The organism is Methylobacterium sp. J-088 (genome assembly GCF_022829295.1).
Classification (GTDB): domain Bacteria; phylum Pseudomonadota; class Alphaproteobacteria; order Rhizobiales; family Beijerinckiaceae; genus Methylobacterium.
On the sequence record NZ_JAKSYH010000209.1, the window covers coordinates 99,440 to 124,245 of the forward strand.

Here is a 24,806-nt window from a genome sequence, read left to right on the forward strand (position 1 = left end):
ACACCGACTCAGGGGACTCGCCTAGATCTCCTCGTCGGCGTAGCGCGACGGCGCCCGCCCGCGGCCGCCGGGTGCTCTGCGCGGTGCTCCCGCGCTGATCCCTGCCACCAGATCGGCGATGTGACGCAGCGTCTCGACGGACAGCGCCTTCTCGCCCTCGCCGCGGCCCTGCGGGATCAGCGCCTTGGCAAAGCCGAGTTTCTGGGCCTCCTTCAACCGGGAGCCGGCCTGGGCCACCGGCCGGATCGCCCCCGACAGGCCGATCTCGCCGAAATACACCGTCTCTGACGGCAGCACGGCCCCGGACAGCGACGAGACCAGGGCTGCCGCCACCGCGAGGTCGGCCGCCGGCTCGGTGATGCGCAGGCCGCCGGCGACATTCAGATAAACGTCGTGCGTGCCGAGCCGGATGCCGCCATGGGCCTCCAGCACGGCCAGGACCATCGACAGCCGGTTCGGGTCCCAGCCCACCACGGCGCGCCGCGGCATGCCGAGCGAGGAGGGGGCGACCAGGGCCTGGATCTCCACCAGCAGCGGCCGCGTGCCCTCCATCCCGGCAAAGACCGCGGTGCCCGCCGCCTGATGGTCGCGCCCCGCCAGGAACAGGGCCGAGGGGTTCGGCACCTCGGCGAGTCCCGCATCGGTCATCTCGAACACGCCGATCTCGTCGGTCGGTCCGAACCGGTTCTTCACCGCGCGCAGGATGCGGAAATGGTGGCCCTGGTCACCCTCGAACGAGGCGACCGCGTCGACCATATGCTCCACCACCCGGGGGCCGGCGATCTGCCCGTCCTTGGTGACGTGCCCCACGAGAATCACCGCCGTGCCGGTGGTCTTGGCGAAGCGGATCAGCGCTTGGGCGGACGAGCGCACCTGCGTGACCGTGCCGGGGGCCGATTCCACCGTCTCGGTCCACATGGTCTGGATCGAGTCGATGATCGCCAAAGCCGGCGGCCGGCCCTGGCTCAGGGTCTCGACGATGTCCTCCACATTGGTCTCGGCGGCGAGGTCCACCGGGCGGGAACTCAGCCCCAGCCGTTCGGCCCGCAGACGCACCTGCCCCACCGCCTCCTCGCCCGAGATGTAGGCGACCCGTTCACCCGTCCCCGCCATGGCCGCGGAGGCCTGCATCAGCAGGGTCGACTTGCCGATGCCGGGATCGCCGCCGAGCAGGATCACCGAGCCGCGCACGAAGCCGCCGCCGGTCACCCGATCGAGCTCGCCGATCCCCGAGGGGATGCGGGGCGCCTCCTTGGCCTCGCCGGTCAGGCCCTCCAGCGGGAACACCCGGCCGCGGTTGCGCGACGGTCGGGTCGCGGCCGGACCCGACTGGCCGGGGGCGGCGGGCGCCTCCTCGACGATCGTGTTCCAGCCGTTGCAAGCCTCGCAGCGCCCGCGCCAGCGATTGTAGACCGCCCCGCAGGACTGACACACGAAGGTCTGGTGGATCTTGGCCATGCGGGTCCGAGCGCCGGGCAACCGGCGGTCCAGGAGGTGAATCGGCTCAGTCTACATAGGTTCGAACATAACGAGAACCCAGACCGGTCAGGATCTCGTAGCCGATCGTGCCGGCGGAGCGGCCGACCGCGTCGATATCGAGGCTGTCGCCGATCAACACGGCTCCGGCGCCGCGCTTCGCGGCGGGGGCCTCGGTGACGTCGAGAATAATCAGGTCCATCGAGACCAGGCCGAGGATCGGGCAGGGAATTCCGCCGACCAGCGCCTGCCCGCGCCCGCTGATCGCCCGCGGAAACCCGTCGGCATAGCCGAGCGAGAGCGTGGCGAGCCGGCTCGGCCGGGGCGCGGTCCAGCGGCCGTTATAGCCCGCGGTTGCACCCGTCTCGACGTCGCGAACCTGCGCGATCAGCGCCTCCAGCCGCACCACCGGGCGCATCGGGTTCGCGGATCCCGGCGTCGGATTGCCGCCGAACAGGGCGTAGCCCGGCCGCAGGAGGTCATGGTGGGCACCATCGAGGAAGACCCCCGACGAATTCGCCAGGGAAGCCCGGATCCCGGGATAGGCCGCCCGGACGCGGGCGAAATCGGCGATCTGCCGGGCGTTGACCAGATCCTCCGGCTTCTCGGCGCTGACGAAGTGACTGAGAATCAGATCGATCCCGGCCGCGGCGATCCGCGTATCACCCGCGAGATCGAGCGCGTCCGGAACGGGCAGGCCCAGCCGGTTCATGCCGGTATCGACGTGGAGCGCCGCGGGCAGGCGTCCGGCCGAGAGGGCTGCCCATTCCGTCAGCTCCTCGACGCTGCCCAGCACGGGGCGCAGCCCGTGCGCCGCAAAGGCCGCGGCGGCACCCGGCGGCAGGCCGTTCAGGATGTAGATCTCCGCCTCCGGCAGGGCGGCGCGGGCCGCGATCCCTTCGGACAGGTGCGCAACGAAGAAGGTCCGGCATTCAGCCGTCCACAGGGTCGGCCCGACACGGCCGATCCCGCAGCCATAGGCGTCCGCCTTCACCACGGCGGCGCAGGCGGATCCCGGGCCGCGGGCAGCGAGCGAACGCCAGTTCGCCGCGATCGCCCCGAGGTCGATCGTCAGCCGGGCGCCGTGTGCGCCGATCTCCGTCGCTGGTCTGGCCTCGGCCACGCAGACCGTCTCCTTCAGTCGCCACCGGGTTTCCGGAAGCACAAGCCGGACCCATAGCACCGGGGCGGGTTCTGCGTGGAGCCGAGCCACCTGTGGGCAGGCTTGCATGCAGGATTGGGCAAGGCCGAAGCCCCCCGCTGATGCATGGACGGCACAGGCCCCGGATGAGACGGGTGCGCCAGGGTGACGGCCGAGGCCGGGCTTGGTATAAATCCACCGCGGTCCGGGGAAGCCGCACGGCCGACGCGGCATCCCCTCGGGTCCCTAGAAGCTTAACGATGCCGTTTACCGTCCTGGATCTCGTCGTGCTCGGCATTGTCGCGGTTTCCGCGCTGCTGGCGGCCGTGCGCGGCGTCACGCGCGAGGTGCTGGCGATCGTCGCCTGGGTGGCGGCGGCCGCGGTCGCCTGGACGCTCTATCCCATGCTGCTTCCCACCGTGAAGCAGCACGTGAGCAGCGACACGGTGGCGCTGGTCGCCTCGATCGCGGCGATCTTCCTCGGCACGCTGATCGTGGTCTCGCTCATCACGGTGAAGATTTCCGACGTGGTGCTCGACTCGCGCATCGGCGCGGTCGATCGCTCGCTCGGCTTCCTGTTCGGGGCGGCCCGCGGCTTCCTGATCTGCGTGATCGGCTGGGTGTTCCTGTCCTGGCTGGTCCAGGGCAAGGTGCCGGACTGGGCCGCGCAGGCGCGTTCGCGCCCGATGCTGGAAAAGTCGGGCGACGCCCTGGTGGCGCAGCTGCCCGAGAATCCCGAGGGCTTCCTGAAGCAGTTCAAGAAGCCCAAGGCCGTCACGCCGCAGAACGAGGCGGCCGACGCCCCCGCCGAGACCGATCCGGCGCCTCAGCGCCGCACCGAGACCGCGCCGACCCCGACGCGACGCTGATCTGCGGTATTCGCCGTAGGCCGCTCCTCGTCGAACGCCTAGATAGCGGGTCCGGTCGCATACGGATTGCATCCGCGACGACCGGCGCGCCGGCCCGTCGCCGCCGGGACCTGTGAGTGATCGACAGCAGCATGTCACACGCCGCCCATTCCCAGGCCGCCTCGCCCCAGGCCGACTTCGATCTCGATGGCGACACACTTCGCGAGGAATGCGGCGTCTTCGGCATCTTCGGGCACCCGGAGGCCTCGGCCATCGTGGCGCTCGGGCTGCATGCCCTGCAGCACCGGGGCCAGGAGGCGGCCGGCATCGTCTCCTTCGACGGCTCGGTGTTCCATTCCGAGCGGCGCCCCGGCCTTGTGGGCGATTCCTTCTCGGACGGCGAGACCATCGCCCGCTTGAAGGGCCGCGCCGCCATCGGCCACGTGCGCTACTCGACCACCGGCGGGACGATCCTGCGCAACGTGCAGCCGCTCTTCGCGGAACTCGCCAGCGGCGGCCTCGCAGTCGCCCATAACGGCAATCTGACCAACGCCCTGTCGATCCGCCGCGATCTCGTGCGCGACGGCGCGATCACGCAGTCGACCTCCGATACCGAGGTGATCCTGCACCTTGCGGCCCGCTCGCGGAAGCCGCGGATCATCGAGCGCTTCATCGACGCCCTGCAGGCGATCGAGGGCGCCTACGCGATCGTGGCACTGACCAACAAGAAGCTGATCGGCGCCCGCGACCCGATGGGCATCCGCCCACTGGTGCTGGGCGAACTCGACGGCCGTTACATGCTGGCCTCCGAGACCTGCGCGCTCGACATCATCGGCGCCCGGTTCGTGCGCGACATCGAGAACGGCGAGATCGTGGTGATCTCCGAGGAGGGGGTCGAGTCGATCCGCTTCGCCGACGCCGTGCCAATGCGGCCTTGCATCTTCGAGTACATCTACTTCGCCCGGCCGGATTCCGTGGTGAACGGCAAGAGCGTCTACGAGGTGCGCAAGGCGATTGGCCGGGAACTCGCCCGCGAGGCTTCGGTCCCCGCGGATGTCGTGGTGCCGGTTCCCGATTCCGGCGTGCCGGCGGCTCTGGGCTTCGCGCAGGAGACCGGCCTTCCCTTCGAGATGGGGATCATCCGCAACCACTATGTCGGCCGGACCTTCATCCAGCCGACCCAGTCGGTGCGCGAACTCGGCGTGCGGATGAAGCACTCGGCCAACCGCGCGGCGATCGAGGGCAAGAGCATCGTGCTGGTGGACGACAGCCTCGTGCGCGGCACCACCTCGGTGAAGATCGTCCGGATGATGCGCGAGGCCGGCGCCGCGGAGGTGCATTTCCGAATCGCTTCGCCCCCGATCACGTACCCGGATTTCTACGGGATCGACACGCCCGAGCGCGAGAAGCTCCTCGCCGCGACCCACGATCTTGAGGCCATGCGTAAGTATATCGGCGCCGATTCGCTGGCCTTCCTGTCGATCCCCGGCCTCTACCGGGCGATGGGCGAGGAGGTGCGCAACGCGGCCTGCCCGCAATACACCGACCATTGCTTCACGGGCGAGTACCCGACTGGCCTAACCGACCTCTCCATCGCCGGCCCGAAGCGCTTCGCCATGCTCGCCGAGGCGGACTGACAGTCGGGGTTTCCAAAGGGCGGAACCCCGAGATCGGGCTTCGCCCAAACCCAGCAGAGCTCTGCCCTGCACCCGCAAAAGGTCGAAGACCTTTTGAAACCGGTCCCTCGACCCTTCGGGTGGGAATGCGCTAGGTCCTGCGCATGGCTGAGTCTCAGAGACCTCTGGAAGGCCGCGTTGCGGTCGTCACCGGCGCATCCCGCGGTATCGGGCGAGCCGCCGCCCTGGCGCTCGCCGGGGCTGGCGCGCACGTCGTCGCGGTGGCCCGCACCGTCGGCGCCCTGGAGGAACTGGACGACGCGATCCGCGCGGCGGGCTCCAGCGCCACGCTGGTCCCCTTCGACCTCACTGATTACGAGGCGATCGACCGCCTCGGCGCCGCGATCAACGAGCGCTGGAAGCGGCTCGACATCCTGATCGCCAATGCCGGCATCCTCGGCGCGCTCATGCCGATCGGCCACATCACCCCGAAGATCTGGGGGCAGGTGATGGACGTGAACGTCACTGCCAATTGGCGCCTGATCCGCTCGCTAGACCCGCTGCTGCGCATGTCGGAGGCCGGGCGGGCGATCTTCGTCTCCTCGGGGGCGGCCTCCAAGTGCCGGCCCTACTGGGGGCCATACTCGGTCTCCAAGGCGGCGCTCGAAGCCCTGGTGCGCACTTACGCCGCCGAGAACGAGAGCACAGCCATCCGCGCGATGCTCGTCAATCCGGGCCCCCTGCGCACGGGGATGCGCCGCTCGGCCATGCCCGGCGAGGATCCCGAGACACTGCGGACACCCGAGGACCTCGCGCCCCATTTCGTGCGCTTCGCCAGCCCGGATTGGGCCGAGACCGGCGCACTCTACGATTTCCCCACCGACCGGGTGATGCGGTTCCGCGCACCCGCGTAGAGGGGTCCGGGGCCCGCGGCTCCGGCGAGTGGCGGGCAGAGTCCGCTGGGTTTGGGATTTGCGATGATCGACGTCCGCTGCATCTGTGCGATCGGCCTGCGCGGCCAGCTCGGCCTCAACGGCCACCTGCCCTGGGAGGGCAACACCGATCCGCTCTTCGTGGAGGACGTAATGCGCTTCTTTGCGCTGACCATGGGCCACGTGCTGATCGCCGGGCCGAAGACCGTGGCTTCGGTCCCCGAATTCGCCTTCAAGGACCGCACCATCGACGTGATCCGCAGCCACGAGGACCCCGAGCAGGTCCTCAAGCGCTATCCGGGCCGGCGGATCTTCGTGGGCGGCGGGATCGCGGTGTGGAACGTCTACGCCCAGTACATCCAGAACTGGGATATCACGCGCCTGCCCTATGACGGCGAGGCGGATCGCTGGTTCGATCCGGCCTGGCTGGTGGGCGGGGCGCTGCGGGCGGGTTGGGGGCACCTTCACGCGGGCCGGCGCGTTGGCGCACGCGTCGCGTTTGCGGAGACCCCGATGAGTGCCCACAGCTACCGGTTCGGCATCGAGGAGGAATACTTCCTCGCCGATGCCGAGACCCGCGGCACGCCGCGCGGCGACCTGGAGGCCTTCCACGCGCGGGTGAAGGCGGACCTGCCCGAGACCGGGCGCGAGTTGGTCGCCGCCCAGGTCGAACTCTGCACGCCGCCGCTCACCGACGCGGCTGCCGCCCGGGACAACCTCGGCGGTCAGCGGGGGCAACTCGCCGGGATCGCGGCGGCGAACGGCCTGCGGCTCCTCGCCTGCGGCACCCATCCCCTGGCGCATTGGTCGCGCCAGACCGCCACCGATGGGGAGCGCTACCAGGGTATCCTGTCGGATGTCGGCATCGCGGCCCGGCGGGCGCTGATCTGCGGCATGCATGTCCACGTCGAGGTGGCGGACCCGGAGGCCCGCGTCGACCTGATGAACCGGCTGCTCCCGTTCCAGCCGCTGCTGCTCGCGCTCTCGGCCTCCTCGCCATTCTGGCAGGGTGAGGCGACGGGCTTGCGGGCCTACCGGCTCAGCGTGTTCGGCGAATTGCCCCGCACCGGCCTGCCCGAACTCTTTGTCGATGCCGCCGCCCATGCGCGGTTCGTGGATATCATGACCCGCTCGGGCGCCATCGCGGATGCCAGTTTTCTCTGGTGGTCCCTGCGGCCGTCGATCAAGTTTCCGACCCTGGAGCTACGCATCGCCGATGCGTGCACGCGGCTCGACGATTCGCTGTGCATCGCCGCCCTGTTCCGCTGCCTCGTGCGCCTGTGCGTGCGCCGGCCGGACCTTCATTCCGGGCTCGATAGCGTCTCGCGGGCCTTGGCCTCGGAAAACCTCTGGCGTGCCCAGCACAGCGGCGTGCAGGCGACGCTGATCGACGAGACGCGGGGCGAGGCCGTGCCGTTCGCCGAGGCGCTGGAGGCCGTTCTCGCCCTGGTGGAGGAGGATGCCGAGGCCCTCGGCTGCGTCACCGATGTCGCCCGTGCCCGGGCGATCGTCGCGGAGGGGACGAGCGCGGACGGCCAGATCGCTGCCTACGAGGCGTCCCTCACGGCGGGACAGGATGAGCGCGCCGCGTTGGCCGCGGCGGTGGACTGGATCACCGACGCGGTTTGCTAGGGGGCTTGCGGAGCCCCGGGTCGCCTGGAAGCCCGGTTACCCCTTGTCGAACGGGTTCTGGGAAGTCCTGAGCGACAGGCGGATCGGCGTGCCCGGCAGCTCGAACGCCTCGCGCAGGCCGTTCACGAGGTAACGGGTGTAGGATTTCGGCAGCGCATTCAGCTGGTTGCCGAACAGCGCGAAATGCGGCGGCCGGCTCTTCACCTGGGTCGCGTAGCGGATCTTGATCCGCCGGCCCGAGACCGCCGGAGGCGGGTTGCGCGAGGTCGCCTCGCTCAGCCAGTCGTTGATGCGCGAGGTCGAGATCCGCTTGTCCCAGACCTCGGCGGCATCCACCACCGCCTGCATCAGCTTATCGATCCCGTCGCCGGCCAGCCCGGAGAGCGGTACCACCGAGACGCCGCGCACCTGCGGCAGCAGCCGTGTGCAATCCTCGCGCAACTGCTTGAGCAGGCCCGGCTGGTCGGCCACCAGATCCCACTTGTTGAGGCCGATCACCACGGCCCGGCCCTCGCTCTCGACGAGATCGACGATGGTGAGATCCTGCTTCTCGAACGGGATCGTGGCATCGAGCAGCACCACCACCACCTCGGCGAAGCGCACGGCACGCAACCCGTCCGAGACCGCGAGCTTTTCGAGTTTGTCGTCGATCCGGGCGCGGCGGCGCATCCCGGCCGTGTCGTGCAGCTTGATCCGCCGCCCGCGCCACTCCCAGTCCAGTGAGATGGAATCGCGGGTGATGCCGGCCTCGGGGCCCACGAGCAGCCGCTCCTCGCCGAGCATGTGGTTGATCAGCGTGGACTTGCCGGCATTGGGGCGGCCCACGATGGCGACCTTCAGGGACCGGCCGCCGGGGGCGTCCTCGTCCTCCTCGTCGTCATCGCGCTTGGGCAGGGCACCCGTGAGCGCCTCGTGCAGTTCGCCCAGCCCCTCGCCATGCTCGGCCGAGAACGGGATCGGGTCGCCGAGCCCGAGGGTGAAGGCCTCGTAGGCCCCGGCGAGACCGGTGCCGCCCTCGGCCTTGTTGGCAATCAGGATCACCGGGCAGCCGGAGCGCCGCACCAGTTCGGCGAAGGGCTGGTCGGCCGGAAGCACGCCGGCACGGGCGTCGATCACGAACAGCACCACGTCGGCGGCCAGGATCGCCGCCTCGGTCTGCATCCGCATCCGGCCCGTGAGGGTCTTCTCGTCCGCCTCCTCGAGGCCAGCGGTGTCGATCACCCGGAACTGGAGGCCGCCGAAGGTGACGTCGCCCTCACGCCGGTCGCGGGTCACACCCGGGCGGTCGTCGACCAGCGCGAGCTTCTTGCCCACGAGGCGGTTGAACAGGGTCGACTTGCCGACGTTCGGCCTCCCGACGATCGCGACGGTCGGCATATCCATGATAGGTCTCGAAAAGTTCGAAGAAATCAGCGAGTGATCGGCGGGGGCGGTGCGGCGGGCTCGGGCTTGGCCTCGGTCACCGTGACGGGGCCACCCGCCACGATCGCCGCGTAGACCTCGATCCGATCGCGCAAGTTCCGCGGGGTGTCGGGATCGGCCACGATCTGATCGAACCAGCGGCCGGCCTCCTCGTAGTCGCCCTTCTTCAAGGCGGAGAGCCCCAGCATCTCGCGGGCGGTGTGGCGGAACGGCGTGCCGGCGGCCAGACCCTGAAGGTTGGCGAGTGCCGGATCCGGGTTCGGTCCGTCGAGGCGCAGCAGGGCCGCGCGCAGGCGGGCGAGGTCACGCAGACCGTCGCCGAGGCCGGTATCGTCGGCGAGCTTGTCGAACTCGGCCGCGCCGGCAGCCGCGTCGTGCTTGCCCGTCTCGGCCGCGGCACGGAAGCGGGCCAACAGCCGGTAGCCCGCCGGAGCCTGCGCCTCCAGGGCGTCAAACGCCTTGTCGGCCTCCGTGACCTTGCCCTCCTTGGCGAGGCGGTTGGCCTCATCGAACTGGATCGAGGCCGTCTCGGCAGCGGCGCGCTGCTGGGCCTGCCAGTAGCGCCAGCCCGCCACCCCCGCCACCAGGAGCACAGCGAGCGCGATGATCACGCCGCTGTAGCGCTTCCAAATCTGGAGGATCCGGTCGCGGCGGTAATCCTCGTTGACTTCGCGAAGGAACTCGTTGTTCTCGGCCATTCTATCCCGGGCCGCCGATGCCGGCGCCCCACCTTGTACCTCGATTGGGACCCGCGCCTAACACACGGGCGGCGGGTTGGCGACAGGTCCTGTCCCGAAGCCCGTCCGCGCCGCGCACGAAGATGTCCCGGTTTCGAAAGGTCGAGACCTTTCGCGGGTCCAGGGCGGAGCCCTGGGCAACTGAGCTTCAGGGCTCTGCCCTGAAAACCTGCCCGAGGGCGAGCCCCTGGGAATCCCAAGATCCTCGATCAGGCCTGACCCGGCCAGACCGGCACGCCGATCACCGGGTAGTGCAGGTAGCGCGCGAAGACGAACCACGCCGCCGTGCCGATCACCACCGCCAGGATATCGTTGCGCCAGCCATGGGGCGCCACCGCGGGGCCGGCATGCTGAGCCACGACCGCGCCGGGGGCCAGCGCCCGGCGCTTGGCGCTGATCCGCGCAGTCACCGCCCAGGCCAGGAAACCGCCGAACAGCAACATCGAGCCGAGATCGCCGTTGGCCAGCAGATGCGCCGTCGCCCAAATCTTCACGGCGAGCAGCATCGGGTGCTTGGCCTTGGCGCGGATATGGCCCGGCAGATAGGCGGCGGCGAGGCTGATGAAGGCCAGCAAGACCAGCGTCAGCGCGAGGTGGCGTGTCCAGACCGGCGGATCCCAGACCGGGATGTAGCCGGCGAGTCGGTAGTCGTGGAAGCCGACACCGATCAGCACCAGCCCCAGCAGCGACAGGGCGGTGTAGCCGAGCTTGTACCGGCCCTCGCCGATCTGGCCGACGATCGCGGCGCGGCGGGTGCGCGCCATCGAGAAGGCATGCGTGCCGAGGAACAGCACGAGCCCGAGGATCAGGAGAACCATGGGAGACTCTTGGACGGGCCAGTCGAGTGCAAGCACTCTGTAAGGGTTCTCAAGCGAATCTCAGCCTGTTTGTCCAGGCGCGGCCGGGACGCAGCCGGATCGTTGCCATGGGCTTGCTGCCGGATCGTGTCGCCGGAGGATGGCGCGGGACTCTCCCGCCTTCCTTTGAGGACTTCAGGATCTCCGTATCGTGGGCGGCGATACGGTTGCAGAACAGAGTGCGGGTCCCCTCTCCCGTGCGGGAGAGGGACAGGGTGAGGGATAAGGACGCTCCGGATGCGGCGCGCCATTCACGCGCGTCGACGGCGTGCTCGATCCTGAGACTTCTCATCCCTCACCCCAGCCCTCTCCCGCACGGGAGAGGGGGCGCGTCGCGTCTCAGGTCCGCGGCGATCACGCTGCTCTGCGCCGTCTTACCCCTCCCAGCCCTCGCCGCAGCCGATCCCCCGCTCTCGGCGCTGACCCTGGTCGGCCCGCCGTCGATCGTCTTCAAGGCGGGCCGCGATGCCTGCGATGGCACCGATGTCCCGGATGCCCCGGCCCGCGCCTTCCGCGATGCCATGGGCGCTGTGGCGCTCTTCGGATTGCATTACCGCAACCGGGCGCTACGCGGCCCAGACCTCGGCCACCTCAAGCTCGACTGCACGGTGGTGCTGGATTCGGGCGAGAAATCCGATCCGGCAGCCTACGACGACCGTTCGTGGATCACCGCCACCTGGACCGAGGACGGCACCCGCGTGGCCGCGCTGCTGCACCACGAGTATCAGGCCAACGAACATCCCGGCCGCTGTCCGGCGGGGGAATACATGGCCTGCTGGTACAACACGATCACGGCCGCCGCCTCTGTAGACGGGGGACGCAGCTTCACGCGGAAGAGCCCGCCCGTTGTGGTGGCCGGCGCCCCGTTCCGGCAGGAGATCGATCAGGGCCGTCACCGCGGCTTCTTCAACCCGTCGAACATCGTCGCCGACGGACGCTGGCGCTATTTCATGGCCTCGACCACCGGCTGGACCCGTCCCGGCAGCGACCAGGAGGCGGGACTCTGCCTGTTCCGCAGCGACGATCCCGCCGACCCGACCCGCTGGCGGGCCTGGACCGGCACTGGCTTCACCGCCGCCTTCCCGGATCCCTACGGAAGCCCCGCTCCGAAGCCCGCCACCTGCCGGCCGGTCGGTCCGTTCCCGGGGCCCGTCGGGGCCGTGGTCCGGCACCGCGGCTCGGGCGCCTGGATCGCGGTGTTCATGGCCAAGGCGGGGGAGGGGTTCGCGCGTTCCGGCTTCTACTGGACCAGCTCCCGCGACCTGATCGCCTGGGACCAGCCCCGCCTGCTCGTCGAGGGCGCGACCCTCTACGACGATCCCTGCACGGCGACCGCACCGCTGATCGCCTACCCGTCGCTTCTCGATCCGGACGCCAAGGGCCGCAACTTCGACGATGTCGGCGACACGGCGCTCCTGACCTATGCCAGCCTGCGGACGAAGGGCTGCAGCATCACCTCCGACCGGGACCTGCTGCGCCGCCCGGTGGCGATCCGGGTCTGGCCCTGACAGACAGCGACCGTCTCGGAAGCCCAGGCCGCGATCGCCGAGGGCTACCGGACGCGGCTCTACTGACCGATCCGCTGGCAGAGCACGGCGCCCAACGTCACGCTCAGCGTCAGGGCGGTGGCCGAGAGCATGACCGTGGTGGCGCGGGCATAGGCGCGGCCCGCGTGGATCAGCAGGCAACCGCAGGCGAAAATCGCCAAGGGCTGGAGCAGGTGCGACACGGGCGGCCTCCTCTCGAGCCGGGCGGGTGCGCGGTCGAAGAGGCTCCAGCCTCGGCCGGACGGCGTGAAAACCAGGTTAACGTCGGCTATACGAACTCTCCAACCAGCCGTGAAAGGGGCTCGTATGAGCGCATCGAGGATGCCCCGGGAGACGCGTGAACGGACGCGGGTGCGCGGGGTCGCGCCGCCCGCCCGGGATGCGGCTCTGCTCGGGTCCGGCGCCGTCGGGGCCGGGGCGGTCGGGGCCGGGGCGGTCGGCGCCTCGGCGCTGGGCGCGCTGGCGCTCGGAGCCGCTGCCTTCGGGGCGGTGGCGATCGGGGCCTTCGCGATCGGCCGCCTCTCGGTCGGCCGCGCCCGCGTGGGGGCGCTTGCGGTCGGATCGCTGGAGATCGACACTTTGACGGTCCGGTCGCTGCGCCTGCCCGACCGGGATCGTGGGGGAGAGCCCTGATGATTGATGCGAAGCCTCCTTTCCGCCCCTCGGACGCCGTGGATGTCCTCGGCGAGACGGAGGGCGATTTCGTCCTGCCGCTCTGCCTGCCGCAGCCCAACCTGCTGATCGGCGAGGAGCTCGCCATGGTCGTGCTCGATACGATCCACGGCCAGCGGATCGGCCTGCCCCTCAGTCCGCAGGGCGCGGCGGATCTGCACGCGGTTCTGGGCGAAGCCATCCGCCTGCTTCAGGCGCGGGACGGCGGCCCGGTTCAGTAGCCACGATCGGGCCGGGCTTTCCGCGGTTCAGGTCCCGTCCGCATCCGGTTCGGGCCCGTCCGCGCGCGGTCCGCGCGCCACCTCCCGCAGTGCCGAATCGGGCAGCGGGCGCTGGAGGCGCAGCGCCTCCGCGGTCGGTGCTTCGAGCCAGGTCGCCCATTCCTCGGGACTGGTCAGAAGGACCGGCATCGCCTTCGGGTGGACCGGTCCGACGATTCCATTGGCCTCGGTGGTCAGGAAGGCGAACAGCGTGTGCTCGGCCTCCGCGCGGTCCGGGTTTTCGCGCTTCGTCCCGCGGATGCCGGTCCAGGGGCGCCAGATCCCCGCGAAGGCGAAGAGCGGCCTGTCCTCCGCCAGGGCGAACCAGACCGGTGTCTTGCGCGGCTTGGTGTTGGCGTATTCGCTGAAGGCGGTGGCCGGCACGAGGCAGCGATGGGCCGGCCCGAGCCAGGGTCGCCAGTGCGGGCTCGCGACGTTGCGCACGTTGGTGATCGGCTGCTCGCCGAACGCCTTCGGGCCCGGCATGCCCCAGCGCAGTAGCGCGAGCTCCCGGCTGTCCGCGCCGTTGCGCACCACCGGGGCCATCTGGTCGGGGAAGATCGCCGGCAGGAGCGGCAGGTTGCCGGTGCGGTCGTCCGCGATCCCGAAGGCGCGGCGCAGGTCCGCCTGGCCGGTGCGCAGGCTGTAGAGGTTGCACATCGCCCGTCCCGCCCATCCCCGGTCCTGCCTTCGGGACCCCGCGCCTTCTCGGCGCGGGGCGCGGGACCGTCAACACCGGCGGTTGTGCGGCCGGATCAAGCGAGACTCTGGGCGGCGGTCCGCAACGTCTGTGTGGCTCGGTCCGCCTCGCTGGCCGATTGGGCGATCCTGCCGAGGCCCTGGGTGATCGCGCCGACGCCCTGCGAGGCCGTCTGCAAGTTCGCCGACATCTCACGCGTCACCGCGGATTGCTCCTCGACGGTTGTGGAGATCGCGCCTGCAACCTCGTTCAGCCGCACGATCGTCGCCTGGATCGCCCCGACCGCCTCCCGGGTGGCCTCCTGCGTTCCGGAAATCTGCGATCCGATCTGCTCGGTCGCCCGGGACGTCTAATTGCCCAGCTCCTTGACCTCGGCAGCGACCGCCGCGAAACCGCGCCCCGCCGCGCCGGCGCGCGCCGCTTCGATCGTGGCATTGAGGGCCAAGACATTGGTCGGCGCCGCGATGCTCTGGATCAGCGCCATGACCTCGCCAATCGGCGCGGCCGCCTCGCTGAGGCCGGCGATGCCCGTCAGCGTGGACTTCGCCTGTTCGACGGCCTGCCCAGAAATTTCCGAGGCCTGCAACACCTGGCCGCTGATCTCGGCGGCCGACGCGGCAAGCTGCTCGGCGCCCGAGGCCACCGCCTGGATCTCGCCGGAGACCCGCGTCGAGGATTCCGCTGCCTGCCCAGCTCGGTGCGAGACGTTCGGCGCGGCGTCCGCGATGGCGTTCAGGTCGCCGACGATCGCGCCTTGTATCTTCGCCCGGCGCGCGCGGTCTCGCACCAGCGCGGTGATGTCGGTCGCGAATTTGACGATCTTGAGCAGCCACCCTTCGCGGTCGAAGGCCGGGTTGTACGAGGTCCGGATATGGACGATGTGGCCGTCCTTGCCGATGCGTTTGAATTCGCCGGCCTGGAACGCACCGCTCCGCAGTGCCGCCCAGAATTCCCGATAGGCCGTGCTGGCGCGACGGGCCGGATCGACGAGGGAGGCATGCGGCTTGCCGCGGATTTCGTCGCGCTGATATCCGAGCGCGCCGAAGAAATTCTTGTTGGCCGTCAGGATCTTGCCGTCGAGATTGAACTCGATGACGGCTTGGGAGCGATCCAAAGCCGCAAGTTTGGATGTGAGGCTTCGATCGAACACAAAGGCCATTTGAATTGATCCCCCCTTCGATGGTGCCGACTCTTTCGACAAGAGCGTCGGATCGGCTCAGGCCGAAAGACCGTACTTTCGAAGCAGGGAATGCAGCCTCACCCTCTGTTGAGTAATCCAATAAGGCTTAAGAATTAAGACCGAAGATATTTTTACTGAGCTACGTACACGAATATCTAAATTTTATATTTTAAAAGACCAATCCTCGATGGGACTTGAACGGTTATAAGTCTTCAGGAGCGTGTTTGCTCTTCCTGAGTCGCTTCTTATTCTGGACTAGTACACGTTATGAGCGGACGATCAGCAGGTATGCGGGGGGGCGCCTCTGATCCCCGCTCTTCTGTCGATTCTAGTTCGATCACGAGCTGCGTCGAAGGGCGGCCGCATGAGTATTTTGCCCGTGAAGCTGCCAATCCGGAGGCTACGGAATTCCGTTGGGGATGGCGTGGTCCGAGCAGTTCATCGCCGCTCGGACCATGCCGTGATTCGTGTCCGACCAAGGCCGATCCCATCCTCTCAGAGGTGGAACACCACCTTCACACAGCCATCCTTCTTGTCGCGGAAGGTCTTGTAGAGGTCCGGACCCTCTTCAAGGTCGTGCGACCGGTGCGTGATCAGGCCGGTCATGTCGATCTTGCCCTCTTGGATCAGCTTGGTCAGCGTCTCGAGGTAGCGCTTCACGTGAGTCTGGCCGCTCTTCAGGGTCAGGCCCTTCTGGACGATCGAGCCCATGTTGATCGGCAACGGACCGCCATAGACACCCGGCACCGAGACGATTCCGCAGGGCCGCACCGCCTTGATCGCTTCAGCCAGCGCATAGGGCCGCTCGGTCGCGGTGAGCTTCTCCTGCACAGCCGAGAGCACGCCGGTGATGCCGCCGTGGCCGGCGCTCGCCTCCATGCCAACACAGTCGATCACCGCGTCCGCACCCTGACCCTTGGTGATCTCCTTGATCCGCTCGAAGACGTCCTCGTTCATGAAGTCGATGATGTCGGTGGCCCCCGCCTTCCTGGCCAGCGCGATGCGCTCGGGCACGGTCTCGATCACGATGATGCGCTCGGCGCCCATGATCTTGGCCGATTGGATCGTGAAGATGCCGACCGGGCCGGCGCCCCAGATCGCGATGGTCTCGCCGCCCTGGATCTCGCAATGCTCGGCGGCCTGCCAACCGGTCGGCAGGATGTCGGTGAGGAACAGGACCTGCTCGTCATCCATGCCCTCCGGGACCTTCATCGGGGCCACGTCGGCCATCGGCACGCGGACGTACTCGGCTTGGCCGCCCGCGTAGCCGCCAGTGAGGTGCGAATAGCCGAACAGGCCGGCCGTGGTGTAGCCAAACTGCGCCGCCGCCATCTCGGCGTTGCGGTTTGAGCGCTCACACACCGAGTAGTTGCCGAGTTTGCACTGCCGGCAGGCACCGCAATTGATGTTGAAGGGTACGATGATCCGATCGCCCTTCTTGAACTTCGTGAAGCCCTGACCGACCTCAACAACTTCGCCCATGAACTCGTGGCCGAGCACGTCGCCGCTTTCCATGGTGGGCATCAGCCCGTCCATCAGGTGAAGATCCGAGCCGCAGATCGCGCAGCTCGTCACCTTGATGATTACGTCGCGCGAATCCTCGATCTTCGGGTCGGGGACCGTGTCGCAACGGATGTCGTTTCGGCCGTGCCAGCACAGTGCCTTCATGACGCGGGTCTCCAGATGTCGGTGGGGTGAGGCCGAGTGCGGCCGTCTCCCCGGGTAAGCCCTGCGCGGTACGGCCAAGTTCCTGGCCGCTGACGTCGCGTCGAAGGAACCGGCGCTTGGATCTGCGTGGAACCTCGACCCTGCCGTCGCGGGTTGTCGGCTTGGCGGAGCGCGTCGATTGCGCTTCTGACCGTGACACGCGCACCCGACGCCCGGCGCATGCCGCCCATCGTTCAGAGCTTTTGCGAGCCCCCATGCCGAACAGCCCGATCCTGCAGCCGGTCACGATTGGTGGCCTGAGCCTCAAGAACCGCGTCGTGATGGCACCGCTCACCCGCAGCCGCTCGGACAACGACGGGGTGCCGCCGGAATTCGCCGCCGATTATTACGGCCAGCGGGCGAGCGCCGGCCTGATCGTCGCGGAGGCGACCAACGTCTCGCCCCAGGCCGTGGGCTACGCCTACACCCCCGGGATCTGGTCCGACGCGCAGGTGGAGAACTGGTCGCGGATCGTCCGGACCGTCCACGCGAATGACGGTCTGATCTTTCTTCAACTCTGGCACACGGGCCGGATCTCGCATCCCGACCTGCAGCCGGGCGGGGACCTTCCGGTCTCGGCCTCGGCGATCAAGCCAGAGGGCACCGCTTTCACGCGCGAGGGGATGAAGCCCCACGTGACGCCCCGTGCCCTGGAGACCGACGAGATCCCCGGCATCGTGGCGGATTACCGCCGAGCTGCGGAGAACGCCAAGCGTGCGGGGTTCGACGGCGTCGAGGTCCACTCGGCCAACAACTACCTGCTCGAACAATTCGTGCGTGATTCGACCAACCGGCGGACCGACCGCTACGGCGGCTCGATCGAGAACCGTCTGCGCTTTCCCCTGGAGGTGGTTCAGGCCGTGACCGAGGTCTGGGGCGGCGGTGACCGCGTCGGCATCCGGATCTCACCGGCCACGACGCAGCCGGGCGAGACCCCGCTGGATTCCGATCCGAACGTTACCTACGGACGCTATCTCGATGCGCTCAACCGGTTCGGGCTTCTCTACGTCCACGCGATCGAAGGCGTGACGCAGCAGACCCGTGACGCGCCGGAGGGCGTCGATCTCCGGGCGCTACGCCGCCGCTTCGAGGGCGCCTACATCGGCAACAACGGGCTGACCCTCGATCTCGCCGAGCGGGAGCTGGCCGAAGGTCGGGCCGACCTGTTCAGCTTCGGCCGGTCCTACCTCGCCAATCCCGATTTGGTGGAGCGGTTCGCCACCGGCGCACCCGTGGCCGAGGCGCCGAAGGCCTATTGGTACGGGGGAGGTGCGAACGGCTATTCCGACTGGCCCGGCATGAATGGGCCGGTTCCCGTGCGTCGGTGAGCCGGCGTGCGACGCCCACCTGGGTAAACTGGTTTACGAATGTTTCACGTGAAACATCGCCGTTAACCGAGCCTTTATTCGTCCTCCAGCGGATCGCCAGTCCAGTGTGTCGCGAAAGCGGCGAGTTCCCGTGCCTCCGCAAAGGCCATGACGATGACGTCCCGTTCGGCCGGGCTTGCGCCCGGGTAGGGCGCGAGCTGGATCTTCACATGCGCGAGACGGCCACCGGGGGCGTTGGCCGCGAGCCAGGACTGGGCCTCAGCCGACAGCTTTTCCGGGCCGTCGAGCGCCCGCGAGTCGCCCCGCAGGACGATGACGTAGGTGCCGAGGCTGGGATCAGCCCCCTGCACCGCCTTGACGATATCGATCACGGGCTCTCCGCAAAGTCGTTGATCTGAACCTGGGCCTGCGCCTGGGTGAAGTTCGGGATATCGGCGAAGATCTCGGTGCCATGGGCGGCAACGGCTTTCCGGAACGCGTCGACCGATTCGAAGGTCAGCAGGGCCATGACCTGGATCGGCGCAGTGCCGCCATCCGGTGTCGCAACGCCCTTGACCACCTTGGCGTCGTGCAGGCCTAGCGCCGACCAGCGCTCCCGGACCAGCGGCATGTGATGGCCGAGGTAATAGCCCATATCGAAGCTCGGGCCGGACGGGTACATCACGCTCACGAGAATCATATTGGTCCTTCTCCCTGTGTCGCGATCCGGCTGTCCGGCCTGATGGTAAACCCGATGCGCTTTGCGGAGTCCCAAGGGACGCTTCGAGGCAACTGGAGATCATAGGGGCAGCATCGGGCGAGCCGAAAGCGAGCGCTCGAACGAGACAAGGTTGGCCGGTTCGTACGCGGAAAGCTAGGGCGTTGGCCCTTGGAGGCGAGATTCGTTCGCGAGAACCCCCGGTCCGATCGGCCGATGCATCCTTCGAGGCTATCTTGCCCGGTAGGGCAAGCTTGGGAACGGGCCGGCGCGTGTCCCTTCGTGTTCAGCGGCGGGTCACGGTACGCGTTTGGGCAAGCCGACATCCCCCACCGGGACGAATTTCTGCGCCCGCTTGCCGGTATCGACCTCTGTCGTGAAGACGTTCCCCTGCGAATCGATTGCGAGATTGTGGATCCAGTGAAACTGGCCTGCCATGCGGCCGTTCCGGCCGAAGGCGCCCACCACCGCGCCTGTGGCCCGCTCCAGGGTACGGACCTCGTTGTTGGCCCCGTCGGCATTGAGGAGATAGGTCTGGTTCGCGTCCGGCCAGAGCGCCAGTTCCCAGACCGAGCCGTTGGCCCGGGTGCTCTTTTCCACGAAGAACTCCGTGACGAAGCTCCCGTCCTTCTTGAACACTTGGACCCGGTCGTTGGTCCGGTCGCAGATGTAGACCAGCCCGTCCTTGGCGATGCGCACGCAGTGGACCGGGTTGGCGAATTGCCGGGCCGGGGCGGCCGCCGGGTCATAGGGGCCGAGCTTGTCGTCGGTGGGCGGCTTGCCGTAGGCGCCCCACATCCGTTTGAACGCCCCCGTATCCCGGTCGAACACGATAATGCGGTGGTTGTAGTAGCCGTCCGCCACGTAGACCTCGTTGGCCGCCATGTCGAAATCGACGTTGGCGGGCTTGCCGAGGCGGCTGGTGTCGCGGCTGTCTGTCTGCGGGCCGGACTTGCCGATCTGCAGCACGAACTTGCCCTCGGGGGTAAACTTCAGGAGCTGCCCGTCCAGATCGCCATTGCCGGCGATCCAGACGAAACCCTGGCCGTCGATTTGGATGCCGTGCTCGTTGGCCGGCCAGTCATAGCCGGTCCCGGGACCGCCCCAGCTCCGCAGCAGGTTGCCGGCCTGATCGAATTCCAGCACCGGCGGGGCCGGCTTGCAGCATTTGGTCCGGGGCGGATCGAGGCTTGCGGCCTTCTCGTCGTCGGTGAGGGTGCGCGGTCGCTGGATCACCCAGACATGGTCCTGTGCGTCGATGGCGACGCCCGCGGCCTGACCCAGAATCCAGGCGTTCGGCAGCGGCTTCGGCCAAGCGGGATCGACTTGAAACCGCGGCGGGTCCGTGGCCGCCGCCGGACCCGCGAGGGCGAGCAGGCAGGCGAGCGCCGGCAGCGCGGCAACGATCCTCGCAGAGATCCGCATGGCGTGTCCTCCCGCGCCTGTCCCGGCGCTCGGCGCCAGCATGACGTCAGGACCCGGCCGGATCCAGTCGGACAGACACGGTTCGGTGACAGGCCCCCATGGACCACCGCACAGAAAAAAGGCCACTCCCGAAGGAGCGGCCCGAAGTCTAGGGAGGAAACGCCCAAGAAGGGCTGCGGGACCGCGACGCCATCGCTGTCCCGCGCTGCACAATCTGCGCCTGCGGCGAAAAATTGCAAGACCATCAGGACAGCACTGCTGTCCTTTTGTGCGGCGGCACACGTGTCCACGGAACCCTGTGTTGAAAATGCCGCAGGCTCATTCCGGAGGGTAGATCTCGGAGATCCCGGATAAAACCGGTGTCGCCTGCCGCGTAAGTCGCTGGCCCGATGCAGAATTGGCACGTTCATCCCGGCTGCTTCCCCGGGACTCGATGATCGCCGGGCGTGTCCACGCCCGAGAGAGACGACGACGCATTCCGCTCTAGCTTTCATGTCCAGTGTTGGGCGCATGGCGCGAAGTGGGGATCAGGGTGAGCATGGCGATCCAGGGTGAGCGGATCCGGGTTCTCAACGATGTCGAGCCGCGCGAAGACGGAGCTTACGTGCTCTATCTCCTGCAGCAGGCCAATCGGGCCTCGTTCAATCCGGCGCTTGAACTCGCTATTGAGGAAGCGAACCGCCTGGACCTCCCGGTGGTCGCCTGCTTCGGTCTGCTCGATGGCGCCAGCGGCTTTCCCGAGGCCAACGCCCGGCATTACGCCTTCCTGCTTCAGGGTCTCGCGGATGCGAAGGCCGGTCTGGAGAAGCGCGGGATCGGCTTCGTCATGCGCAAGGCCTCGCCCGCCAAGGTCGCCATCGACCTCGCGAAGGATGCGGCACTCGTCGTCCTCGACCGGGGCTATCTCGCCATCCAGAAGGGCTGGTACGCGGAGATCATCAAGGCGGTGAAGGTCCGGATCGTCCAGGTCGAGGGCGACGTGGTGGTGCCAGTCGAGACCGCCTCGAAGAAGCACGAATACGCCGCCCGGACCCTGCGGCCGAAGCTGAACCGGCTCTGGGATCCGTTCATCGAAGAGCTGAAGCCGCGCAAGCCCAAGCATGCGGCCGAGACGCTCAAGCTGAAGAGCGCCATCGACGTCTCGGACCCCGAGTCGGTACTCGCCGGCATGACGCTCGATCGCGAGGTCGGGCCGGTGAAGCGCTTCATCGGCGGCGAGACGCAGGCCCGCAAGCGCTTGAAGGCGTTCGTGGCGGACAGCTTCGCGGGCTACGGCGCGGGCCGCAACATGCCGGAGGCGGCCGCCGCCTCGCACATGAGCCCCTACCTGCATTTCGGTCAGATCTCGCCCGTCGAGATCGCCCTGGCGGTGCGCGAAGCCAAGATCGGCGACGACGACGATCGGGGCGCCTATCTGGAGGAACTGATCGTCCGGCGCGAACTCGCGATGAACCACGTCTTCTACACGGAGGGCTACGATTCGTACGAGAAGGCCGTGCCGGATTGGGCGCGTAAGACGCTTGCCGAGCACGCGAAGGATGAACGCCCACACGCCTATTCGGAGGCCGAACTGGCGGCTGGCGAGACCCACGACCTCTACTGGAACGCCGCGATGCGGGAGATGCGCGAGACCGGCTACATGCACAACCAGCTGCGGATGTACTGGGGTAAGAAGATCCTCGATTGGTCCCCCACGCCCGAGGAGGGGTTCGCCCGCACGCTCCGGCTCAACAACCGCTACTTCCTCGATGGGCGCGACGCGAACTCCTTCACCAATGTCGCCTGGGTCTACGGCCTGCACGACCGGCCCTGGGCGAGGCGCAAGGTTTTCGGGACCGTCCGCTACCAGAGCGAGAACTCACTGAAGAAGTTCGACGCGAAGGGGTACGTGAAGGCGGTGGAGAACCTCTGCGCCGCGGAGGGTTGAAGGAGGCCGGTCCGGGATCAGGGCCCCCCAATCGTGCCCGGGCGGTATGCCGGGGCCGGCGTGCCATGACTGACCTGGGCCACGCCACAGCAAGTGCGGTATAGCGTCCGCTCCGGCGGCGCGGGTGCAGTACTCGATCATGGTGGACACACGGGACGACGTGCGGGAAACGACTGGAGCCCTCCGCCCGCGGCGCTCCCGCTACCGCCGCTCGATCATGCGCCTGCGCTCGGCCTCGCTGGAGGCCTACCCGCTCTGGCGCGGCCGGATGCTGTTCCTGGCCGGGGGCATCTGCGTCGGCCTCGCTGCCGTGCTGATGGCCAAGGGGGCGGACCTCGCGCAGGACGGCTTCCGGCGGGCGATCGCAATCTCGCCATTGATCGCCCTGGTGCTGACGCCGGCCGGCTTCGCGCTCGCGGCGCTGCTCGCCCGCACGGTGTTCCCGAATTCGCAGGGCTCGGGAATCCCGCAGGTGATCGCGGCCCGGCACGCCCGGGACGCGCGCTTCCGGTTCTCGCTGATCTCCCCCCGGGTGGCCCTCGGCAAGGTGCTGGTGCTGTTCCTGGGGCTGTTCTGCGGTGCCTCGGCGGGCCGCGAGGGACCGACCGTGCAGGTCGGCGCCGCCATCATGGCCGCCTTCGGTCGGCTCACGCCGGACCGCCTGCCGGGCCTGCTGCTCGCCGGCGGCGCGGCCGGCGTCGCGGCGGCCTTCAACACGCCGCTCGCCGGCATCGTGTTCGGCATCGAGGAGCTCGGCCGGGCCTACGAGGCGCGCTCCTCCGGCCTGATCGTGGCCGGGATCGTGGCGGCGGGCCTGACCTCCCTGTGGCTTCTGGGCAATTACACCTATTTTGGCACCACCCAGGCCGAGCTGCCGTTGGCGGCGAGTTGGGTCGTGCTGCTGATCGCGACCGTCGGCGGGCTCGCGGGCGGCCTGTTCAGCCGGATCGTGATCCTGTTCGCCCGCGGCCTGCCCGGACGGGCCGGCCGCCTGATCCGGGGCCGCCCGGTGGTGTTCGCGGCCATCTGCGGCCTATGCGTCGCCCTGTGCGGCCTCGCCTCCGGAGGCACCGCCTACGGCACCGGCTACGAGGAGGCCCGGAACATCCTCCACGGCGATGCCGCGGCCGGGTGGGCCTACGCGCCGCTGAAATTCGCCGCCACCGTGCTGAGCTCGATCAGCGGCATCCCGGGCGGCCTGTTCGCGCCCTCGCTCGCGGTCGGGGCTGGCCTCGGCGGCACGGTCCACGGCCTCCTGCCCGACATGCCGGTGGGCGCCCTCGTGCTGATCGGCATGGTGGCCTATCTGACGGGCGTGCTCCAGGCGCCGATCACCAGCTTCGTCATCGTCACCGAGATGACCCAGAACCACGCCATGATGATCCCGCTGATGGTGGCCGCGCTGGTCTCCGACGTCGCCTCGAAGGCGGTCTGCCGGGGCGGGCTCTACCACACGCTCGCAGAGATCATGCTGGAGCGGGCCGACGTGCCGGCGCAGCCGGTGAGCAAGACCGGCTGACCGGCCTTAAGAAAATAAGCGGCCTGGGAGCGAACCGCGGAACGGTCTCGCTTGGCATCGGTTGAGGCAACGAAACCTAGCCCGGTCGTCGGGCGCGTGTGGAGTGACGCCATGACCCTCCTGAAATGGGCCCTCATCTGCTTCGTGATCTCGCTGATCGCCGGCGGCCTCGGCTTCACAGGCATCGCCTCGGGCGCGGGCTCGCTCGCCCGGATCCTGTTCGGCCTGTTCCTGCTGGTCGCCATCGTGATCGTGGTCATCGCCTTCGCGGTCGGCCAGGCGGTGTTCTGAGGCGCGCGTGATGCGCGGCACGGTCTGCCTCGTCACCGGGGCGACCAACGGGATTGGCTACGAGACGGCCTTGGGCCTCGCGCGTCTGGGCGCGCGAGTCGCCATCGTCGGGCGCGATTCCGCGCGGACGCGGGCGAGCGCGGAGCGGATCCGCGCCGCGGTGCCGGGCGCCGTGGTCGATCCGCACATCGCCGACCTTTCGGCGCAGGCCGAGATCCACCGTCTCGCCGCGACCCTGCGGGACGCCTATCCGCGCCTCGACGTGCTGGTGAACAATGCCGGCGCGATCTTCGACCACCGCACCCTGACCGTCGACGGGATCGAGCGCACTTGGGCGCTCGACCATCTGGGCTACGTGCTGCTGACGCTCGAATTGCTCGATACCCTCAAGGCGTCCGCGGCGGCCGGCGGCAAGCCGCGGATCGTCAACGTCGCCTCCGCGGCGCATTACCGGGGGCATGTCGATTTCGACGACATCGAGGGGGCCCGGCGCTACGGGGCCATGCGGGCCTACGCGCAGGCCAAGCTCGGCAATGTACTGTTCACCTATGCCCTAGCTCAACGGCTGCGGGGCGAGGGCATCACGGTGAATGCCCTGCATCCGGGGGTAATCAATACGGGTTTCGCCCGGAACACCGGCGGCCTGTTCGGCACCGCATGGTCGCTGCTGCGGCCGTTCCTGACCACGCCGGAGAAGGGGGCGCAGACCTCGCTCCACGTGGCGAGTGCCCCCGAGCTCGACGGCGTCACGGGCCGCTACTTCTCCCATTCCAAGCCCAAGGCCTCCTCGTCCGAGAGCCGCGACGAGGGTGTGCAGGAGCGGGTCTGGGCGCTGAGCCTGAAGCAGGTGGGGCGGAGTGGGTAAGTCGAGATAGGTTTAGTGCGGGCCGCC

At 68.5% G+C, this 24,806-nt stretch carries 25 protein-coding genes and 1 pseudogene; 14 read left to right on the forward strand and 12 right to left on the reverse strand.

Annotation, left to right across the window (positions count from 1 at the left end; all coding sequences use genetic code 11):
- Positions 1 to 21: 21 nt before the first annotated feature.
- Complete coding sequence (gene radA, locus MKK63_RS23535; RefSeq protein WP_244006085.1) at positions 22 to 1,458, reverse strand: DNA repair protein RadA; 1,437 nt, start codon at positions 1,456 to 1,458, stop codon at positions 22 to 24.
- 46 nt (positions 1,459 to 1,504) lie between these two features.
- Positions 1,505 to 2,599 (reverse strand): alanine racemase, encoded by a 1,095-nt coding sequence (gene alr / locus MKK63_RS23540; RefSeq protein WP_244006087.1) that lies wholly within the window; start codon positions 2,597 to 2,599, stop codon positions 1,505 to 1,507.
- 278 nt (positions 2,600 to 2,877) lie between these two features.
- Here alr and MKK63_RS23545 point away from each other — a divergent pair, with 278 nt between their 5' ends.
- From MKK63_RS23545 to MKK63_RS23565, 5 genes and pseudogenes are all read left to right on the forward strand, one after another.
- Positions 2,878 to 3,486 carry a CvpA family protein gene (locus MKK63_RS23545; RefSeq protein WP_243919107.1) on the forward strand — a complete coding sequence of 203 codons (609 nt, stop codon included), beginning with the start codon at positions 2,878 to 2,880 and terminating at the stop codon, positions 3,484 to 3,486.
- A 131-nt stretch (positions 3,487 to 3,617) separates the two neighbouring features.
- Positions 3,618 to 5,102, forward strand: coding sequence for an amidophosphoribosyltransferase (purF, locus tag MKK63_RS23550; protein WP_244006090.1), 1,485 nt, complete (start codon positions 3,618 to 3,620; stop codon positions 5,100 to 5,102).
- 143 nt (positions 5,103 to 5,245) lie between these two features.
- Positions 5,246 to 5,995 (forward strand): SDR family NAD(P)-dependent oxidoreductase, encoded by a 750-nt coding sequence (locus tag MKK63_RS23555; RefSeq protein WP_244006092.1) that lies wholly within the window; start codon positions 5,246 to 5,248, stop codon positions 5,993 to 5,995.
- A 63-nt stretch (positions 5,996 to 6,058) separates the two neighbouring features.
- A pseudogene (locus tag MKK63_RS23560) lies at positions 6,059 to 6,460 on the forward strand (dihydrofolate reductase); the annotation flags it as partial.
- 66 nt (positions 6,461 to 6,526) lie between these two features.
- Positions 6,527 to 7,645 (forward strand): carboxylate-amine ligase, encoded by a 1,119-nt coding sequence (locus MKK63_RS23565; protein ID WP_244006134.1) that lies wholly within the window; start codon positions 6,527 to 6,529, stop codon positions 7,643 to 7,645.
- A gap of 36 nt (positions 7,646 to 7,681) precedes the next feature.
- On the opposite strand, the gene der is transcribed toward MKK63_RS23565, so the two are convergent.
- The 3 genes from der to MKK63_RS23580 form a co-directional block, all read right to left on the reverse strand.
- Entirely contained in the window at positions 7,682 to 9,028 is a 1,347-nt protein-coding gene (gene der / locus MKK63_RS23570) for a ribosome biogenesis GTPase Der (RefSeq protein ID WP_244006093.1), read from the reverse strand.
- 26 nt (positions 9,029 to 9,054) lie between these two features.
- Positions 9,055 to 9,765, reverse strand: coding sequence for a tetratricopeptide repeat protein (locus MKK63_RS23575; protein ID WP_244006094.1), 711 nt, complete (start codon positions 9,763 to 9,765; stop codon positions 9,055 to 9,057).
- Between the two features lie 248 nt (positions 9,766 to 10,013).
- Positions 10,014 to 10,622, reverse strand: coding sequence for an NnrU family protein (locus tag MKK63_RS23580; RefSeq protein ID WP_244006095.1), 609 nt, complete (start codon positions 10,620 to 10,622; stop codon positions 10,014 to 10,016).
- Between the two features lie 392 nt (positions 10,623 to 11,014).
- On the opposite strand from MKK63_RS23580, the gene MKK63_RS23585 reads away from it, so the two are divergent.
- Entirely contained in the window at positions 11,015 to 12,169 is a 1,155-nt protein-coding gene (locus MKK63_RS23585) for a hypothetical protein (protein WP_244006137.1), read from the forward strand.
- Between the two features lie 59 nt (positions 12,170 to 12,228).
- On the opposite strand, the gene MKK63_RS23590 is transcribed toward MKK63_RS23585, so the two are convergent.
- Positions 12,229 to 12,390 carry a hypothetical protein gene (locus tag MKK63_RS23590; RefSeq protein WP_244006096.1) on the reverse strand — a complete coding sequence of 54 codons (162 nt, stop codon included), beginning with the start codon at positions 12,388 to 12,390 and terminating at the stop codon, positions 12,229 to 12,231.
- Positions 12,391 to 12,529: 139 nt separating this feature from the next.
- Here MKK63_RS23590 and MKK63_RS23595 point away from each other — a divergent pair, with 139 nt between their 5' ends.
- Both MKK63_RS23595 and MKK63_RS23600 read left to right on the forward strand, forming a co-directional pair.
- On the forward strand, positions 12,530 to 12,841 hold the full coding sequence (locus MKK63_RS23595; protein ID WP_244006097.1) for a hypothetical protein: 312 nt from the start codon (positions 12,530 to 12,532) through the stop codon (positions 12,839 to 12,841).
- Complete coding sequence (locus tag MKK63_RS23600) at positions 12,841 to 13,101, forward strand: hypothetical protein (RefSeq protein ID WP_244006100.1); 261 nt, start codon at positions 12,841 to 12,843, stop codon at positions 13,099 to 13,101. Before MKK63_RS23595 ends, MKK63_RS23600 begins: the two co-directional genes overlap by 1 nt.
- 27 nt (positions 13,102 to 13,128) lie before the next feature.
- Here the strand turns inward: MKK63_RS23600 and MKK63_RS23605 are convergent, their stop codons facing one another.
- Positions 13,129 to 13,800, reverse strand: a complete 672-nt coding sequence (locus MKK63_RS23605) for an SOS response-associated peptidase (protein ID WP_244006102.1) — start codon at positions 13,798 to 13,800, stop codon at positions 13,129 to 13,131.
- Between the two features lie 132 nt (positions 13,801 to 13,932).
- On the opposite strand from MKK63_RS23605, the gene MKK63_RS23610 reads away from it, so the two are divergent.
- Positions 13,933 to 14,193 carry a hypothetical protein gene (locus tag MKK63_RS23610; protein WP_244006105.1) on the forward strand — a complete coding sequence of 87 codons (261 nt, stop codon included), beginning with the start codon at positions 13,933 to 13,935 and terminating at the stop codon, positions 14,191 to 14,193.
- Here MKK63_RS23610 and MKK63_RS23615 read toward each other — a convergent pair.
- Together MKK63_RS23615 and MKK63_RS23620 are read right to left on the reverse strand one after the other, a co-directional pair.
- Positions 14,190 to 14,999 (reverse strand): methyl-accepting chemotaxis protein, encoded by an 810-nt coding sequence (locus tag MKK63_RS23615; protein ID WP_279574817.1) that lies wholly within the window; start codon positions 14,997 to 14,999, stop codon positions 14,190 to 14,192. The two genes, MKK63_RS23610 and MKK63_RS23615, sit on opposite strands and share 4 nt — an antisense overlap.
- 516 nt (positions 15,000 to 15,515) lie before the next feature.
- Positions 15,516 to 16,688: a zinc-dependent alcohol dehydrogenase gene (locus MKK63_RS23620; protein ID WP_244006106.1), complete on the reverse strand. Its 1,173-nt coding sequence runs from the start codon at positions 16,686 to 16,688 to the stop codon at positions 15,516 to 15,518.
- Between the two features lie 254 nt (positions 16,689 to 16,942).
- Between MKK63_RS23620 and MKK63_RS23625 the strand changes: the two genes are divergently transcribed.
- Positions 16,943 to 18,055 carry an alkene reductase gene (locus MKK63_RS23625; protein ID WP_244006107.1) on the forward strand — a complete coding sequence of 371 codons (1,113 nt, stop codon included), beginning with the start codon at positions 16,943 to 16,945 and terminating at the stop codon, positions 18,053 to 18,055.
- A 74-nt stretch (positions 18,056 to 18,129) separates the two neighbouring features.
- Here the strand turns inward: MKK63_RS23625 and MKK63_RS23630 are convergent, their stop codons facing one another.
- From MKK63_RS23630 to MKK63_RS23640, 3 genes are all read right to left on the reverse strand, one after another.
- On the reverse strand, positions 18,130 to 18,426 hold the full coding sequence (locus MKK63_RS23630; protein ID WP_244006108.1) for a hypothetical protein: 297 nt from the start codon (positions 18,424 to 18,426) through the stop codon (positions 18,130 to 18,132).
- Positions 18,423 to 18,734 carry an EthD family reductase gene (locus MKK63_RS23635; RefSeq protein WP_244006109.1) on the reverse strand — a complete coding sequence of 104 codons (312 nt, stop codon included), beginning with the start codon at positions 18,732 to 18,734 and terminating at the stop codon, positions 18,423 to 18,425. Before MKK63_RS23635 ends, MKK63_RS23630 begins: the two co-directional genes overlap by 4 nt.
- Before the next feature lie 315 nt (positions 18,735 to 19,049).
- Positions 19,050 to 20,177, reverse strand: coding sequence for a hypothetical protein (locus tag MKK63_RS23640; protein ID WP_244006110.1), 1,128 nt, complete (start codon positions 20,175 to 20,177; stop codon positions 19,050 to 19,052).
- 538 nt (positions 20,178 to 20,715) lie between these two features.
- Here MKK63_RS23640 and MKK63_RS23645 point away from each other — a divergent pair.
- The 4 genes from MKK63_RS23645 to MKK63_RS23660 all read left to right on the forward strand — a co-directional run bounded on the left by MKK63_RS23645 (position 20,716) and on the right by MKK63_RS23660 (position 24,779).
- Positions 20,716 to 22,104: a deoxyribodipyrimidine photo-lyase gene (locus MKK63_RS23645; protein WP_244006112.1), complete on the forward strand. Its 1,389-nt coding sequence runs from the start codon at positions 20,716 to 20,718 to the stop codon at positions 22,102 to 22,104.
- Between the two features lie 139 nt (positions 22,105 to 22,243).
- Positions 22,244 to 23,623 (forward strand): chloride channel protein, encoded by a 1,380-nt coding sequence (locus MKK63_RS23650; protein ID WP_244006139.1) that lies wholly within the window; start codon positions 22,244 to 22,246, stop codon positions 23,621 to 23,623.
- A 111-nt stretch (positions 23,624 to 23,734) separates the two neighbouring features.
- Entirely contained in the window at positions 23,735 to 23,914 is a 180-nt protein-coding gene (locus tag MKK63_RS23655) for a DUF1328 domain-containing protein (protein ID WP_007566531.1), read from the forward strand.
- Between the two features lie 10 nt (positions 23,915 to 23,924).
- A complete protein-coding gene (locus MKK63_RS23660) occupies positions 23,925 to 24,779 on the forward strand; it encodes an SDR family oxidoreductase (protein ID WP_244006114.1) in 855 nt (284 codons plus the stop codon).
- The last annotated feature ends 27 nt before the right edge of the window (positions 24,780 to 24,806 follow it).

Coding starts and splice junctions, on each gene's coding strand:
- MKK63_RS23620 (WP_244006106.1), bottom strand. CDS start 16,688: ATGAAGGCACTGTGCTGGCACGGCCGAAACGACATCCGTTGCGACACG.
- MKK63_RS23625 (WP_244006107.1), top strand. CDS start 16,943: ATGCCGAACAGCCCGATCCTGCAGCCGGTCACGATTGGTGGCCTGAGC.
- MKK63_RS23580 (WP_244006095.1), bottom strand. CDS start 10,622: ATGGTTCTCCTGATCCTCGGGCTCGTGCTGTTCCTCGGCACGCATGCC.
- der (WP_244006093.1), bottom strand. CDS start 9,028: ATGGATATGCCGACCGTCGCGATCGTCGGGAGGCCGAACGTCGGCAAG.
- MKK63_RS23655 (WP_007566531.1), top strand. CDS start 23,735: ATGACCCTCCTGAAATGGGCCCTCATCTGCTTCGTGATCTCGCTGATC.
- MKK63_RS23600 (WP_244006100.1), top strand. CDS start 12,841: ATGATTGATGCGAAGCCTCCTTTCCGCCCCTCGGACGCCGTGGATGTC.
- MKK63_RS23605 (WP_244006102.1), bottom strand. CDS start 13,800: ATGTGCAACCTCTACAGCCTGCGCACCGGCCAGGCGGACCTGCGCCGC.
- MKK63_RS23595 (WP_244006097.1), top strand. CDS start 12,530: ATGCCCCGGGAGACGCGTGAACGGACGCGGGTGCGCGGGGTCGCGCCG.
- MKK63_RS23635 (WP_244006109.1), bottom strand. CDS start 18,734: ATGATTCTCGTGAGCGTGATGTACCCGTCCGGCCCGAGCTTCGATATG.
- MKK63_RS23615 (WP_279574817.1), bottom strand. CDS start 14,999: ATGGCCTTTGTGTTCGATCGAAGCCTCACATCCAAACTTGCGGCTTTG.
- MKK63_RS23575 (WP_244006094.1), bottom strand. CDS start 9,765: ATGGCCGAGAACAACGAGTTCCTTCGCGAAGTCAACGAGGATTACCGC.
- purF (WP_244006090.1), top strand. CDS start 3,618: ATGTCACACGCCGCCCATTCCCAGGCCGCCTCGCCCCAGGCCGACTTC.
- radA (WP_244006085.1), bottom strand. CDS start 1,458: ATGGCCAAGATCCACCAGACCTTCGTGTGTCAGTCCTGCGGGGCGGTC.
- MKK63_RS23650 (WP_244006139.1), top strand. CDS start 22,244: ATGGTGGACACACGGGACGACGTGCGGGAAACGACTGGAGCCCTCCGC.
- MKK63_RS23565 (WP_244006134.1), top strand. CDS start 6,527: ATGAGTGCCCACAGCTACCGGTTCGGCATCGAGGAGGAATACTTCCTC.
- MKK63_RS23660 (WP_244006114.1), top strand. CDS start 23,925: ATGCGCGGCACGGTCTGCCTCGTCACCGGGGCGACCAACGGGATTGGC.
- MKK63_RS23640 (WP_244006110.1), bottom strand. CDS start 20,177: ATGCGGATCTCTGCGAGGATCGTTGCCGCGCTGCCGGCGCTCGCCTGC.
- MKK63_RS23645 (WP_244006112.1), top strand. CDS start 20,716: ATGGCGATCCAGGGTGAGCGGATCCGGGTTCTCAACGATGTCGAGCCG.
- MKK63_RS23555 (WP_244006092.1), top strand. CDS start 5,246: ATGGCTGAGTCTCAGAGACCTCTGGAAGGCCGCGTTGCGGTCGTCACC.
- MKK63_RS23545 (WP_243919107.1), top strand. CDS start 2,878: ATGCCGTTTACCGTCCTGGATCTCGTCGTGCTCGGCATTGTCGCGGTT.